Here is a 14,547-nt window from a genome sequence, read left to right on the forward strand (position 1 = left end):
ATTGATTGGCAAGTATTTCGGCGCCACGATGATAATACTCCGAAATTTGCTTCCAATTGTCTTTTGTCCTTCTTGTTTCGTTAATCATTGTTAAGTGCAGATAATATGAATTGCCATCATTTGGGCGAATGTATGCCGTAGACTGTGCGGAGAGATTCGTATATTCCGAGTGATTTTAGCACGTTCCCCAGCAATCTTAACCACCCGTTCCACAGCAACAACCGTCAAAGGTTTGCCATTTTGAGAAAGAAACAGGTTGTCATGCTTTCGGAAATCATTCTTCATGAATTGCTCCCTAATGCGATTATATTTAATCAAATACTTCTTCAGCTCAGGGAAGATTGGCAAATAACGTTCTTTATTGCCTTTGCCGACAATCCTTATGGTTGTTTCCCCAACATTGCGTTCATCATGTGACACAATTCCAAATTTCTTACTCAAGTAAAAGCAAGAGTCATGATAATGAGTTTGTTGCGAGCTTCAAGATAAGTATTCATTTTGAAACCGTCAATCATGCTACGGACTTCTTCCTTGGTGAAAGAATTGATTACGACCTTCGGCTCTTTTAACCACTTGATGTTTGCTGTTGGGTTATGTTTTTCTAACAGATAACCTTCTTCAACGCTATAACGGAAAAAGCCACGCAATACCTTGTAAATGCTGTTTATGTACGTTTCCTTCCGTCCTTGTTTGGACAGGATTATTCCGTATTGTTTAACATGCAAAGCTTTGACTTCTTCTAATTCGGTAATCTTGTGCTCGTTCTCGAGGTAAGCAATAAATTTTTTTGACATTGTTTTACTGCTTTGTTGTGTTCGAGGGCTAAAGCCTCTAATCTTCATGTGAAACAGAAATTCCTTGTGTAAATCGTCTAATAGCACAAAAATGCTCCTTCCGTATTGAAATTCAATTCATTCACGAGAAGGAGCAAACGTATATCATCGCCCAAGATGATGATTGTTGAAACGTATATCATCAACTTTGACGATTTTGATTATTTTGCTTTAGACAAAAATGTTGGCAACGTTGATACTATGCGATTTCTAATCCAAATCAACATTATGATACACTTGCCGGACGTCCTCCAGGTCTTCAAGCACATCAATCATTTTTTCGAATTTGGCTTGCGCGTCGGCCGGGAGGGTTACATCGTTTTGCGCCAGCATTGTCAATTCCGCTACCGTAAACTCAGTAATTCCCGCGTTTTTGAACGCTTCCTGAACGGAATGGAATTGATCGGGTTCCGCATAGACGATGACCGAATCATCTTCTTCAAGGATATCCCGTACGTCAAGGTCTGCTTCCATCAACAGTTCGAGAACTTCATCAGCTGTTTTCCCTTCGACTCCGAAAACTGCTGTCGCATCGAACATATAGGCCACAGATCCGCTGACTCCCATATTTCCGCCGTTTTTGCCAAACGCCGCGCGGACTTCCGAAGCGGTCCGGTTCACATTGTTTGTAAGGGCATCGACAATGACCATTGAACCGTTTGGCCCAAAGCCTTCATAACGCAGTTCGCTATAGTTTTCTTCGGAACCGCCCTTTGCCTTTTCAATCGCACGGTCAACAATCGCTTTGGGCACATTGTATGTTTTTGCTCGCTCGAGGACGACCTTGAGTGCCTGGTTCGATTCGGGATCCGGCTCGCCCTGCTTGGCAGCTACATAAATCTCGCGGCCAAACTTGGCATAAATACGGCTTGTATTCGCATCCTTGGATGCCTTTTTCTCCTTGATGTTATTCCATTTGCGGCCCATTCTGAACACACTCTCTTTCCTAATAAATATCCATGGGATGATGGGATGCCATTACCAAAATAAATATCCTTACTCCTATATCTTGATCGGAAAACAATAGCCGAAAAAAATCACCACGAATTATTATACAACAATTTTATCAAGAAATTAAATTGCAAAATGTTAACAAGTTCCAAAAAGTTTTTCTGACGAACGGGAAATAAAAAACGCTGATTCGGTGTTAAATCAGCGTTTTATTAAGTCCCCTTTAGTTTTTTACAAGAACAGGCTTGCAAGCATTGCTGCAACCGTTTACAGCGGTAAGCCGGTTACGGCCATCCTGCTTTGATTCTAGTAGCAGCTGGTCGGCAACTATATACCCTTTTTCAAGGGGAACCTGTTCGGATATTTTATAAAAATAAAGCCCGAAAGATGACGTATAGGAGATGGGAACTGTTTCAGAACCGAATTCAACTTCGACGGTGCTGTTTTCCACCCTACGCAAAATTCTTTCAACCAAATCTACACATTGGGCGTAATTCCTGTTTCTGAGGAACAGTGTAAATTCTTCACCCCCGCTCCGGAAGAGGCTGTCGTTTACATTCAGGTAACTTTTCAGTTGATTGGCAAAATGCCGGATGACCTGGTCGCCGACGGAGTGGTTGTAGTTGTCGTTGATGCTTTTGAATTTGTCGATATCAGCGACAACAACGCCGATATACTCCTCGGTCTGGCTCAGCTCTGTCATCTTCTTGTCCATAAAGGCCCTATTATTGATGCCGGTTAGGTAGTCTGTATAAGCCATCTGTTCAAACTTGTCCCTCTCATATTTATCCTGGATACTTTGGGATTTTGAGAAGAATGACAAGCTGACAAGGTAATTCAATAAGAAAAGGGCCAATAGTGTCCCCCATTCGGCTTGATGGATGAAAAGAAGCAGCAGGCCATTCGTTAATGCCGTTTTCCCCGTATCGATCAGGCTTCTGCTTTTGTAAAAATCATACGCATCCCCAAAGGTTTTCACATCACCAAGCATATAAAATACGGTAATCAAAAAAGTATCTATTAGAAACGAAGTAACAAATACGAGCAAAAATAGTAAAATCCAAAACCCAAATGGCAGGGGTTCAAAGAATGGAATCAACAGATTGTACAAATAGTAGGCAGCCGAATAAGCAAGCGAAAATGATCCAATGTTATAGAACGTATCCCAAAACTCTTCCGGGTCAGCTGTTTTTGTCCGTTTCCGGTTAATGTAAACCGTAAACCGGTAAATCGTTTCAAAGATGAACAGGCCAAGCGGCCCAGCAAAAATTCCAAACGACAAGCTGTAGCTTATCCCATAATCGACTGTCGTATTGCCAGTTTTTTTGACGACACGCAAACGATGGTAGAGGGTTGAAAAAGCCCAAAACAAAAACAATGCTTTAATAAACAGGTTTACTTCGACATCCAAGCCCCGCGTTTGAACGGCTATTGCCAGCGCGGAAAAAAACAATAAAAAATCAAACAATCTTGCTCTCCACATTGCAGTTGCTGCCCCTTCCCAATCCTATACCTTTAATAATACTTTAAAGTTGATATCGTTTGCATAATTATTTTTAGAGTAATCAGAAACATTTGTTTTATATGGTAATATTTTCAATAATATTATTGATTCTGTCAATGAGTAGATTAGTTGTATGGTAAACTATCTTTTAAAGAAAAGGGGCTACCCTTGGCCCTAGTTAAGTCCCCTTACATAATCTAAACAATAACAGTCCTCTAGAAAGCGAGACAAAAAATGACACCATTCACAAAAAGAACAATCGAGATTATCCGTGCCATTCCAGAAGGAAAGGTGGCGACATATGGACAAATCGCAAGACTTGCGGGGAGTCCGAGGGCGGCACGGCAGGTCGTCCGGGTACTCCATTCCATGAGCAAAAAGCATAATCTGCCCTGGCATCGGGTTGTAAACGGCCGAGGCGAAATTGCCATCCAGGATGAAGAAGCGCGTTTTCAGCAAACTTTGCTGCTTGAATCAGAAGGGGTGGCCGTAGCGGGAAACAGGGTCAACCTGGGGTCTTTCGGACATCAGCCCGATCCGATCGATGACTTTTGGGAACCGTAACGAACGAGATTTGTTAAATTTTGAAAATTAAAAGATTGTCAGCCTTATTGAAGACGTGATACGATAAATAGGTAAGTTTGTGCAAACGTTTTCCTAAGTTAGAAAGGGGGTTGTGCGGTTAAATCATTGGTATATTGCTTGACTGCGCTTTTTTTAAAAGCCTTAGTGCAAACGATTTCACAAAAAGTTGTGCTTGTATTTACCGCTCAATAGAGGGCGGAATTTTTTAGAGGCGTGCGCAAACGCTTTCATTGGTGCGCTTAACATTTAATTAACGGGGGTTTGTCATGAAACAGAAAAAGCTTTTTTCAAGCCTGTTCGCAGTTGTCCTGTTGCTTAGCCTTGTACTGGCCGGTTGTTCATCTTCATCGGGCGGTTCCAAGGATACAGACTCAAAGAAGAAGGACGTTACACTGGATATTTTCCAGTTTAAAGTAGAGTTTAAAGATCAGTTTGAAGCGGTTGCGAAAGAATATGAAAAAGCAAACAAAGGCGTAAAAATTAATATCACCACAGTTGGCGGCGGTGAAGATTACGGCGCCGCGCTAAGATCCAAGATTGCATCAGGCAAGGAGCCTGCCATCTTCAATGTCGGCGGCCCTCAGGACGTTGAAGACTGGAAGTCCAAGCTTGCTGATTTGTCAGACACAAAAGCCGCGGAGGCCGCACTTGAGGGAACTCTTGATGGCGTAACAGTCGACGGTAAAGTAATGGGTCTCCCATTCAACCAGGAAGGCTATGGCTTAATCTACAATAAGGCCGTTTTCGAAAAGGCAGGCATCAATCCTGATGATATCAAGAGCTACGCCGCTCTTGAAGAAGCTGTGAAAACACTCGACAGCAAGAAGAAAGAGCTGGGGCTGCAGGCAGTATTTGCTCTTCCTGCAAAGGAAACGTGGGTCACGGGCCTTCATTTATCCAACGCTTTCCTAGCGGGTGAGTTTGACGGCAATGTTTTAAAGGCTTTTGAAGCAAAGAAGGTTGATTTCACATATGGCGACAGCTTCAAAAAGGTCCTTGACCTTCAGAATACGTATTCTGTACAGCCTGTTGTAAGCCTTGACTATTCCAAACAAGTTGAAGAATTGTTCTCGCTTCAAAAGGTCGCAATGATCCAGCAGGGTAACTGGGTATACGGGTCAATCGCGGGCATCGACCAGGAATTCGCCGATAACGGCATCGGCCTCCTGCCAATCCCTGTTGAAGGCTATAAGGAAGATTCTATTCCTGTCGGTATCCCTATGTACTGGGGCATAAACAGCAACAAGGATGAAGCAACAATTAAAGAAGCGAAGAAGTTCCTTGACTGGCTCTACACTTCCGACGAAGGAAAAGAAGCAGTCCTGAACGATTTTAAATTCATTCCTGCCTATGGCGGCTACGATTCTTCCAAAATATCAGATCCGCTTGCCAAGGATATCTACAAGTATGCCGAGGAAGGCAAGACGATTGGCTGGACATTCATGGGCTATCCAACAGGATGGGGACAGGACACCCTGGGCATCGAAATCCAGAAATATGTAACAGACAAGGCTAAATGGGATGATGTTGTTAACGTATCAAAAGAAGCATGGGAAAAAGCAAGGAATAAATAGATTAGGCAAATGAAACATATTCAGGTACCACATTCATGAGACAAAGGGTCTGATTCAATAAGGCGAACACCTTATGGGTCAGCCCCTTTGTTAATAGTAGCGATTAGTTTCCATTATTTATAAATTTGAAAACGATGGCGGCTTGGCCATTTGGCGCCGTTTTAGATAAAGCGAAGCTTCAGTTGCCTTTTTTCTGAAAAGTTATAAAGGAGAACGAGCGAAAGATGTGGAGGGTTATACATGCTGCGAACGAAGGATTTATCTTACTGGCTTTTTCTTGCCCCAGTCCTTTTGGCGTTGTCGATGGTTGTTATTTTGCCGCTCGGCCTTGGTATCTATTATTCTTTTACAAATTGGAACGGCATCGAAACAGGCGGTTTCATTGGTTTTGAAAACTATATCAATATATTCAGTGATAAAAAGTTCATGGACGCCCTGTGGTTTACGGTCAAGTTTTCGGTCGTTTCGATTATCATGATCAATCTGATCGGCCTATCGCTAGCGCTTATTGTTACATCAAGGATTAAGTCCAGCAATTTTCTTAGGACAATCTTTTTTATGCCAAATTTGATTGGCGGACTTATTCTTGGTTTCATTTGGCAGTTTATTTTTATGAAGGTGTTTGACGGGATTGGCAGCCTAATGGGAGTGGAAAGCCTGCAGGGCTGGCTGTCCACCACAGAAACAGGCTTTTGGGGGCTTGTCATCTTAATGAGCTGGCAGATGTCCGGATATATCATGGTCATCTACATTGCCTATTTAGAGGGCGTACCGCACGAACTGCTGGAAGCAGCCGAGATTGATGGTGCGAGCTCATTCCAGCGCCTTCGCTATATCGTTCTTCCGCTTGTCGCGCCAGCCTTTACGGTAAGTATGTTCCTGACTTTGTCCAACACGTTTAAGCTGTATGACCAAAACCTTTCCCTCACTGCCGGGGGGCCGTACAATTCGACGCAGATGGTCGCGATGGAAATTTTTAAAACGGCGTTCGTTGAATTGAATATGTCTTACGCGCAAGCCAAAGCGGTTATCTTTTTCATTATCGTGGCAATTATCTCGCTGACACAGGTTTACATTAACAAGAAAAGGGAGGTTGAGCTTTAATGAAACGCAAAGCCAAATTGCCAATCGAATTCCTCGGGCTTTTTCTTGGGCTTCTGTGGCTTTCACCCTTTTATCTGATGATTGTCAATTCATTTAAAACAAAGCGGGAAATCTTTTCCGATACATTAAAGCTGCCGGAAATATTTAGTTTTGAAAACTATATCGTCGCCTTTACACAGCTCGATTTTCTGAAGACATTTATGAACTCGCTCATTATTACCGTTGCGAGTGTTGCAATCATTATTGTGTTTTCGTCAATGGCGGCATATGCCCTTTCACGGAACAAAAGCAAAACTAGTACAATTATCTTTTTCATGTTTGTGGCGGCAATGCTCATTCCGTTCCAGTCCGTTATGATTCCGCTCGTCACAATTTTCGGAAAGATTGATATGTTGAATCGGAGCGGCCTTGTCTTTATGTATCTCGGTTTCGGAGCGAGCCTGTCGATTTTCCTTTATCATGGTACGCTGAATTCAATCCCGAAATCGCTCGATGAAGCAGCCACGATTGACGGAGCGAACAAATTCCAGATTTTTTGGTATATCATTTTCCCAATGCTGAAGCCCATTACGATTACGGTGGGAATACTGAATACAATCTGGATTTGGAATGACTATCTCCTTCCATCACTTGTCATCAACCAGGAGGGCATGGAAACGATTCCGTTGAAAATGTTCTTCTTTTTCGGTGAATACACGAAGCAATGGCATCTTGCCCTCGCTGGCCTGACGATTGGGATTATTCCGGTCATCATTGCGTATTTCTTTGCGCAAAAGCAGATTATAAAAGGGATATCAGAAGGGGCAGTTAAATAATCGGCATTGGCAGCAAGCCTAATATCATGCTATAAAGATGAGATGGAGAATTAGAAGCTAGATGCATTTGAGTACCGGGAGGAAGCAGGATGGTTACGATAAAAGAGGTTGCAAAAGAAGCAAATGTGGCGCCTTCCACCGTGTCAAGGGTTATTGCCGACAGTCCCCGGATCAGTGACAAGACGAAGCGGCGTGTTAAAGAAGTAATGGAACGGCTTGGCTATTACCCGAATCTCCAGGCAAGGAGCCTTGCTGCTAAAAGTACGAGAACTATCGGGGTGATTATGCCTGCCTCCGCGGAAAAAGCCTTTCAAAACCCCTTCTTCCCGGAGGTGTTAAGGGGGATCAGCAAGCATGCCCATGCAACAAAGTATGGAATCTACCTTTCAACAGGCTCCACCCAGGCTGAAATCCATGAAGAGGTTGTGTCCATGGTAATGGGCCGGCGGGTAGATGGGCTTATTCTGCTGTATTCAAGAATGAAGGACCGGACAATGGAATACCTAATGGAAAGCGGGTTTCCTTTTACATTGGTGGGAAGGCCGTATAAAAATAAAAATTCGATTACGTACGTCGATAACGACAATGTTGGGATAACGAAGCAGTTGACCGAGTATTTAATCGGCCTCGGCCATACAAAGATTGCTTTTGTTGGCGGGGATCCCGACTTCGTGGTGACAATTGACCGGCTTAAGGGATACCGGGAGGCCTTGGCGGAGGCTGGAATTCCTTATGTAGAGCAGTACACATTTACAAATGATATGGTTGCGGGGAACGGGAAGGATGCGGTCAAGGCTCTTTTGGATATAGAAAGACGCCCAACAGCTGTCATCACTCTCGATGACTTGCTTGCGCATGAAATGATTGGCTGTCTTGAATCATACAACATTAGGGTGCCGGCTGACATTTCAATTGCCGGCTTCAACAACCTTTCACTTTCGGAACATTCGAATCCGCCTTTGACTTCCATAGATATTGGCACAATCCGGCTTGGCTATCTGGCTACACAATATTTAATTGAAAAGGTTGAAAATCCTGAAGTAGAGCCGAAAGGGGTAATTCTACCGGCGAAACTGATTGAACGAAAATCCTGTGCTTCGATAATTTGAAAAAACAAAACAGCTACGAAGGAAACCCGTGAGAGGCCACGGGTTTTTTCTTATGGAGAAATGTTACTTTTATTAAAATATTACCCTTAAAAGGCCGGAAATGGATTATTATAAGAGGAGTGCTAGATATCATTTATAAATTTGACTTAAAAAATATGGAGGAGGGAAAGAATGGGGCTGGAAATTCGGAATTTGACAAAGCGGTACGGCGATAATGTTGCTGTAAACAATGTTTCCGTTCAGCTGCCTAAAGGCCAAGTACTTGGCCTGCTTGGCAGGAATGGCGCCGGAAAAACAACAACGATTAAAATGATGCTGGGGCTGGTTCGCCCTGACAGCGGAGAGATACTTTGGGAGGGGCGGCCGTTCCGCAGGGAGGAGTTGTCGATAGGCTATCTTCCTGAAGAAAGGGGGCTGTATCCAAAGACAAAAATTTCAGAACAACTTCGGTACTTTGGGCAGCTTGAAGGGATGAGCCGGAAGCTTGCAAATGAACGGATTGATTATTGGCTGGAGAAGTTTGAAATTACCGAGTATAAGAACAAGCTGGCTAGCGAGCTGTCAAAAGGGAACCAGCAAAAAATCCAGGTCATTGCCACATTGCTGCATGACCCCGAGATTATTATACTTGACGAGCCATTCAGTGGCCTTGATCCGGTCAATGCCACTATGCTGGGCAATGTCATTGAAGAGCTTGTCAAACAGGAAAAAACGATCATCCTTTCAAGCCATAGGATGGAGTCAATCGAGATGTTCTGCGAAAATGTCTGCATGATGAAAAAAGGAGATATAGTCGTATCCGGAAAGCTTCAGACGGTAAAGGATGAGTATGGATACAAGAATCTACGGATCACTTCATCTGGTCCACTCGAACCAATTTTTAAGCAATTAAATATGCCGTTTGAGAAAAATGGCCTGGTTTTTATCGCGAAGGTACATAACGAAAAGGAAGGGATGGAAATACTGAAAGCCGCGGAGGCTGGAGGTGTTCCACTCCAGAACTTTTCCCTGCTTGAGCCGACGCTCCATCAAATTTTTGTCGAGAGGGTGGGCTAAATGGAAAAATTCCTTACAGTATTGCGGTTTCATTTAAAAGAAGGATTGTCCGGGAAAGGCTTTATCATCACTGCCGCTGTATTATTCGCCGCGATTTTTGGCTATTTCGGTTTCACGCATTACTTTGGCAACGATGAAAAAATGACTGTGTACGTCAGCAACCAGTCCACGGGTTATTCCTTTGACACTAGCGGGGAAAAAGCGGATTTTGCCGATGTCAAAGAAATTACGGATGATAAGGTTGAAGGGATCAAGAAGCAGGTGAAGGATGGCAATGCCGATGCTTTAATCATCGTGTCGGGCAGCGGTGATGCCCCTAAAGTGGACTATTATTTCCGCCGAATGGTTGATTTCCAGGTCCTTGGCCTGATTAATTCCGTTATGCAGCCCCAGTACCTAAATACAGTCATTTCGGAGAATAAGCTCGATCCCGCTGTTGCAGGCTCCTTGCTGACGCCCGTGAAAATTGAAGAAATCGCGCTCAAGAAAACAGAGTCACTCGGCCTCGTCTATTTCTTCCTTTTTCTCATGTACATGTTTATCATCATGTTCGGCAATACAGTTTCGTTAAGCATTGCCGGTGAGAAGACATCAAGAGTCATGGAAATCATGATAACAAAAGTAAAGCCGGTAACCATGATGTATGCAAAAATCATTGCGGCGATGGTGTCGGGGTTGATTCAAATCGGTATGGTTGCCCTTGCCTACGGGGTTGCGAAGATGCTTGGATGGACATCGGGCGAACTTGAGATTTTTGGAATGCCGCTTGATCTGTCTGTATTGAATCCGAAAATATTTTTATTCCTAAGCCTGTTCTTTGTTCTTGGCTATTTCGTTTATGCCCTGTTGTTTGCCTCGATAACATCGGTTATCAGCAGGATGGAGGACATCGGTTCCATCATCTTCCCGGTCTCTATTTTGCTGATGGGAGCCTTCCTGCTTGGAATGAAGACTATGCTCGACCCAAATGCGACAATTGTCCTAGTTAGTTCCTACATTCCATTCTTCTCGCCGATGGTCGTTTTCTCCCGGATTGTCCTTGGAGAGGCAGGGCTGGTTGAGATTTTCCTTTCAATTGCCGTATTGCTCGCCGCGATTGTCGTATTAAGCTATGTAGCTAATCGTATATATGCAAAAGGCGTTATGAGATACAGCGGAAAAACAAATCTTGCAGATATTGTTAAAATGGTAAAAAACGCTGAGATGTAAGGAGATCGCTTGAGCTAGAGAAATTTCTACATTATCTTTTAAAATACACGAGGCAGGGGATTCGTCCCCTGCCTCGTTGAATTATTATGCCTTTTCCTCGAACAGCTTGGCAATCCCAATGATGACATCGACTGCCTTTAGCATATTGTCTACAGAAATAAATTCGTATTTCCCGTGGAAATTTTCCCCGCCAGTAAAAATATTCGGCGTAGGGAGGCCCATGTAGGAAAGCTGGGAACCGTCCGTACCGCCCCTGATTGGTTTGATGATTGGAGTAATCCCAAGGTTTGTCATCGCCTCATGGGCAATATCAACAATCTCCTTCACAGGTTCGATTTTTTCACGCATATTGTAGTACTGGTCATTCAGGTCAAGCTGGATGGCGTCTTCGCCATGGACTTTCCTGAGCTCATCCGCGATTTTAATCATCTTTTCCTTCCTTGCCTCGAAGCTGGCGCGGTCAAAATCCCTGATGATATAGTAAACTTTCGTTTCCTCGACATCCCCGTTAAAGGAGATTAAATGGTAAAAGCCTTCATAGCCTTCCGTGAATTCGGGCGCTTCCTCTGCAGGCAGCATCCGGTGGAATTCCATCGCGATTTTAGCCGAATTGACCATCTTTCCCTTTGCTGTTCCAGGGTGGATATTCGTCCCCTTGAATGTCAATTTTGCTGAAGCAGCATTGAAACTTTCATATTCAAGTTCACCGATTGGCCCGCCGTCAACTGTATAGGCGTATTTTGCCTGGAATGCGCCGACGTCGAATTTATGAGGGCCTCTGCCGATTTCCTCGTCCGGAGTAAAAGCAACCCTGATTTTCCCGTGTTTGATTTCTGGGTTTTTAATCAGATAAGCCATCGCCGCCATGATTTCCGCTATGCCCGCTTTATTATCCGCTCCAAGGAGGGTCTTCCCGTCCGTTGTAATCAGCGTGTGTCCGATGTAATCAGAAAGTTGCGGGAAATCACTTGTTTTCATCACAACATTCAAGTCTTTGTTCAGGACAATGTCTTTGCCATCATAGTTCTCGACGATTTGCGGGTTTACCCCTTTGCCGGTGAAATCTGTGGCAGTATCAAGGTGGGCGAGAAAGCCGAGCGTTGGTACATCCTTGTCCGTATTGGCAGGCAGGGTTGCCATGACATAACCGTTTTCATCCATCGATACTTCTTCCATTCCAATCTCTTTCAGTTCATCAACAAGCATCCGGGCAAGGTCTAGCTGGCCAGTAGTGGACGGGCAGGATGTGCTCGATTCATCCGATTGGGTGTTCACTCGGGCATAGGAAATAAACCGTTCAATAATTTCATGTTTCAAAATTGACCAACTCCTACTTATGTAATGAAAAACATTTCTACTGTAAAGCCATTATAATACAAATCACGGAAATGGAAGATATAAGAGGATAAAATTAATAGGCGGTTGTCGAAAAAAGAAGAAAGTAAAAACAAAAAAGCTATGGCAAGAAACTTTTAAAAGACTAGACGGAAACGGGGGAATCATGTACAATGTTTTCAGAATATTGCTTTTATTGCGAATTAAGTTTATTTTCAGTATTAAAAAGTAGTTAAGGTTAAAAAGAGAAGGGGGACCTAGTAATGAAGAAGAGAAAGTTGGCAGGCATTTTTCTATCATTTTCCTTAATCGCGGGCATAATAGCGGGCTGCGGCACAAAGGAAAGCAGCGGATCGAACGGGAAGGAGAAAGACGGCGAAACGATAAAGATTGGGGTAAACGTTGAGCTTTCTGGAGGAGTAGCTTCCTATGGGCAATCGATTGCGGAAGGACTTGAGCTGGCTGTAAAAGAAATCAATGAAGAAGGTATTGATGGCAAGAAAATCAAGCTTGTAAAATTCGATAATAAGTCAGATGCTTCGGAAGCGACAGCCGGGGCGGTTAAATTGATCAGCCAGGATAAGGTTTCTGCGATAATCGGCGCTGCGACTAGCGGAAATACACTAGCGCAAATCCAACTTGCAGAAAAGCATAAGGTTCCAATCATTACACCAACCGGTACGAATCCGGATGTAACCAGCAAAGGCGGCAAGCTGAATTCCTTTGCATTCAGGACATGCTTCATCGACCCATTCCAGGGAACTGTTGCTGCCAACTTCGCGACCGATGAGCTGCAAGCCAAGAAGGCAGTCGTCTTTATTGATACAGCCAGTGACTATTCGAAAGGGCTTGCTGCGGCATTTAAAGAAGCTTTTAAAGCAAAAGGCGGAGAAGTACTTGAAGACGCTGCCTATTTGGCAAAGGACACCGATTTCAGGGCAACATTGACACGTATGAAATCCCAAAATCCTGATTTCATCTTCCTTCCTGGCTACTATGAAGAAGTCGGCCTAATTGTTAAGCAAGCGCGCGAAATTGGCCTTGATGTGCCAATTATGGGCGGCGACGGCTGGGATTCGCCAAAGCTGGTTGAGCTGGCAGGTGCGGACGCCCTAAATAATACGTTTATTACAAACCATTACTCTTCAGCGGATCCGGATCCGAAAATCCAGGAGTTTGTAGATGCATTTAAGAATGCTAACAAAGGTAAATCACCGGATGCCTTCGCGGCTCTAGGCTATGACACAGCCTATTATCTGGCAGATGCAATTAAGCGCGCCGGCAGCGCAGACCCAGAAAAAATTCAAAAGGCTCTTGAGGAAACAAAGGATCTTCAGCTTGTCTCGGGTACACTTACCCTGGATGAAAACCATAATCCTATTAAATCTGCCGCTATCCTGAAATACGAGAATGGGCAGCAAGCTTTCGAAACGAAGGTTAATCCATAAGAATCATTAAAAAGCTGAATAGGGGGCATTGTCCCCCTATTTTGGGTTAAGGAGCTTTTAACAAGAAATGACTGTTGGAGAATGAAAAAGGAGGAAACCCAATAAGGAACACCAATAATAGTATCTTTCAAGGGGAGTAAAAATTATGGAAATTGTACAGCAGTTGATAAACGGAATTTCACTAGGAAGTATTTATGCACTCATTGCCCTTGGCTATACGATGGTATATGGAATTGTAAAACTCATTAATTTTGCCCATGGCGATGTTTTTATGGTCGGTGCATTTGTCGGTTTTTATTCAATTACGATTCTTGAACTCTCTTTTTTTCCAGCACTTATTCTAACAATGGCCGTTTGTTCCCTATTCGGTGTACTGATTGAGAGGATTGCCTATAAGCCGCTTCGGAACGCCACGCGGATTGCCGCATTGATTACAGCGATTGGCGTATCCCTTCTCATAGAATACAGCGTCATTTATGTCAGGGGAGCCCAGCCTGAGGCGTACCCCGACAATGTCCTTCCTAATGAAACGATTAATCTCTTTGGGGTGAACGTCAGCAGCCAGTCTCTCTTTATCCTTGGTATCTCGGTAGCCCTGATGATTATCCTTCAATTCATTGTCCATAAGACGAAAATTGGCAAGGCGATGAGGGCCGTATCCCATGATGCCGATGCGGCAAGGCTGATGGGCATAAATGTAAACAATACCATTTCAGCCACGTTCGCGATTGGGTCTGCACTTGCCGGTGCGGCTGGAGTCATTTTCGGGATTTATTATACAAAAATCGAGCCCCTGATGGGCATAATTCCAGGGCTTAAGGCGTTCGTCGCCGCGGTTCTTGGAGGAATTGGCATTATCCCGGGAGCGATGGTGGGAGGTCTTCTGCTTGGGGTGATCGAGGCATTGGTCAGCGCTGCTGGCTACTCGCTCTGGCGTGACGGTGTCGCGTTCATTGTCCTCATCCTGATTCTTATTTTCCTTCCGTCAGGACTATTCGGAAAAAATGTGAGAGAGAAAGTATAG

14 protein-coding genes are annotated in these 14,547 nt (G+C 44.0%); 9 read left to right on the forward strand and 5 right to left on the reverse strand.

The window, feature by feature from the left end; translation table 11 throughout:
• Positions 1-90: 90 nt before the first annotated feature.
• The 4 genes from RB160_RS19665 to RB160_RS19680 form a co-directional block, all read right to left on the reverse strand.
• Positions 91-420 (reverse strand): tyrosine-type recombinase/integrase, encoded by a 330-nt coding sequence (locus RB160_RS19665; protein WP_316572143.1) that lies wholly within the window; start codon positions 418-420, stop codon positions 91-93.
• A 17-nt stretch (positions 421-437) separates the two neighbouring features.
• Complete coding sequence (locus RB160_RS19670; RefSeq protein WP_396954750.1) at positions 438-794, reverse strand: tyrosine-type recombinase/integrase; 357 nt, start codon at positions 792-794, stop codon at positions 438-440.
• A gap of 249 nt (positions 795-1,043) precedes the next feature.
• Entirely contained in the window at positions 1,044-1,760 is a 717-nt protein-coding gene (locus RB160_RS19675; RefSeq protein ID WP_316572145.1) for a YebC/PmpR family DNA-binding transcriptional regulator, read from the reverse strand.
• Between the two features lie 247 nt (positions 1,761-2,007).
• Positions 2,008-3,252, reverse strand: coding sequence for a GGDEF domain-containing protein (locus RB160_RS19680; protein WP_316572146.1), 1,245 nt, complete (start codon positions 3,250-3,252; stop codon positions 2,008-2,010).
• Positions 3,253-3,522: 270 nt separating this feature from the next.
• On the opposite strand from RB160_RS19680, the gene RB160_RS19685 reads away from it, so the two are divergent.
• From RB160_RS19685 to RB160_RS19715, 7 genes are all read left to right on the forward strand, one after another.
• Entirely contained in the window at positions 3,523-3,852 is a 330-nt protein-coding gene (locus RB160_RS19685) for an MGMT family protein (RefSeq protein WP_316572147.1), read from the forward strand.
• A gap of 287 nt (positions 3,853-4,139) precedes the next feature.
• Positions 4,140-5,447 (forward strand): ABC transporter substrate-binding protein, encoded by a 1,308-nt coding sequence (locus RB160_RS19690; RefSeq protein ID WP_316572148.1) that lies wholly within the window; start codon positions 4,140-4,142, stop codon positions 5,445-5,447.
• Positions 5,448-5,690: 243 nt separating this feature from the next.
• On the forward strand, positions 5,691-6,551 hold the full coding sequence (locus RB160_RS19695) for a carbohydrate ABC transporter permease (protein WP_316572215.1): 861 nt from the start codon (positions 5,691-5,693) through the stop codon (positions 6,549-6,551).
• Positions 6,551-7,366: a carbohydrate ABC transporter permease gene (locus tag RB160_RS19700; RefSeq protein WP_316572149.1), complete on the forward strand. Its 816-nt coding sequence runs from the start codon at positions 6,551-6,553 to the stop codon at positions 7,364-7,366. Before RB160_RS19695 ends, RB160_RS19700 begins: the two co-directional genes overlap by 1 nt.
• Before the next feature lie 89 nt (positions 7,367-7,455).
• A complete protein-coding gene (locus RB160_RS19705) occupies positions 7,456-8,475 on the forward strand; it encodes a LacI family DNA-binding transcriptional regulator (protein ID WP_316572150.1) in 1,020 nt (339 codons plus the stop codon).
• A gap of 171 nt (positions 8,476-8,646) precedes the next feature.
• Positions 8,647-9,531, forward strand: coding sequence for an ABC transporter ATP-binding protein (locus tag RB160_RS19710; protein WP_316572151.1), 885 nt, complete (start codon positions 8,647-8,649; stop codon positions 9,529-9,531).
• Complete coding sequence (locus RB160_RS19715; RefSeq protein WP_316572152.1) at positions 9,532-10,740, forward strand: ABC transporter permease; 1,209 nt, start codon at positions 9,532-9,534, stop codon at positions 10,738-10,740. It abuts the gene before it with no gap.
• Between the two features lie 84 nt (positions 10,741-10,824).
• Here the strand turns inward: RB160_RS19715 and pepT are convergent, their stop codons facing one another.
• Positions 10,825-12,057, reverse strand: coding sequence for a peptidase T (gene pepT, locus RB160_RS19720; RefSeq protein ID WP_316572153.1), 1,233 nt, complete (start codon positions 12,055-12,057; stop codon positions 10,825-10,827).
• A gap of 281 nt (positions 12,058-12,338) precedes the next feature.
• Between pepT and RB160_RS19725 the strand changes: the two genes are divergently transcribed.
• A complete protein-coding gene (locus RB160_RS19725) occupies positions 12,339-13,523 on the forward strand; it encodes an ABC transporter substrate-binding protein (protein ID WP_316572154.1) in 1,185 nt (394 codons plus the stop codon).
• A gap of 145 nt (positions 13,524-13,668) precedes the next feature.
• A complete protein-coding gene (locus RB160_RS19730) occupies positions 13,669-14,547 on the forward strand; it encodes a branched-chain amino acid ABC transporter permease (RefSeq protein ID WP_316572155.1) in 879 nt (292 codons plus the stop codon).

Source organism: Neobacillus sp. YIM B06451 (assembly GCF_032667185.1).
In the GTDB taxonomy this organism is placed as follows: Bacteria; Bacillota; Bacilli; order Bacillales; family Cytobacillaceae; genus Bacillus_D.

Coding starts and splice junctions, on each gene's coding strand:
- RB160_RS19670 (WP_396954750.1), bottom strand. CDS start 794: ATGTCAAAAAAATTTATTGCTTACCTCGAGAACGAGCACAAGATTACC.
- RB160_RS19675 (WP_316572145.1), bottom strand. CDS start 1,760: ATGGGCCGCAAATGGAATAACATCAAGGAGAAAAAGGCATCCAAGGAT.
- RB160_RS19685 (WP_316572147.1), top strand. CDS start 3,523: ATGACACCATTCACAAAAAGAACAATCGAGATTATCCGTGCCATTCCA.
- RB160_RS19690 (WP_316572148.1), top strand. CDS start 4,140: ATGAAACAGAAAAAGCTTTTTTCAAGCCTGTTCGCAGTTGTCCTGTTG.
- RB160_RS19700 (WP_316572149.1), top strand. CDS start 6,551: ATGAAACGCAAAGCCAAATTGCCAATCGAATTCCTCGGGCTTTTTCTT.
- RB160_RS19705 (WP_316572150.1), top strand. CDS start 7,456: ATGGTTACGATAAAAGAGGTTGCAAAAGAAGCAAATGTGGCGCCTTCC.
- RB160_RS19710 (WP_316572151.1), top strand. CDS start 8,647: ATGGGGCTGGAAATTCGGAATTTGACAAAGCGGTACGGCGATAATGTT.
- RB160_RS19715 (WP_316572152.1), top strand. CDS start 9,532: ATGGAAAAATTCCTTACAGTATTGCGGTTTCATTTAAAAGAAGGATTG.
- RB160_RS19725 (WP_316572154.1), top strand. CDS start 12,339: ATGAAGAAGAGAAAGTTGGCAGGCATTTTTCTATCATTTTCCTTAATC.
- RB160_RS19730 (WP_316572155.1), top strand. CDS start 13,669: ATGGAAATTGTACAGCAGTTGATAAACGGAATTTCACTAGGAAGTATT.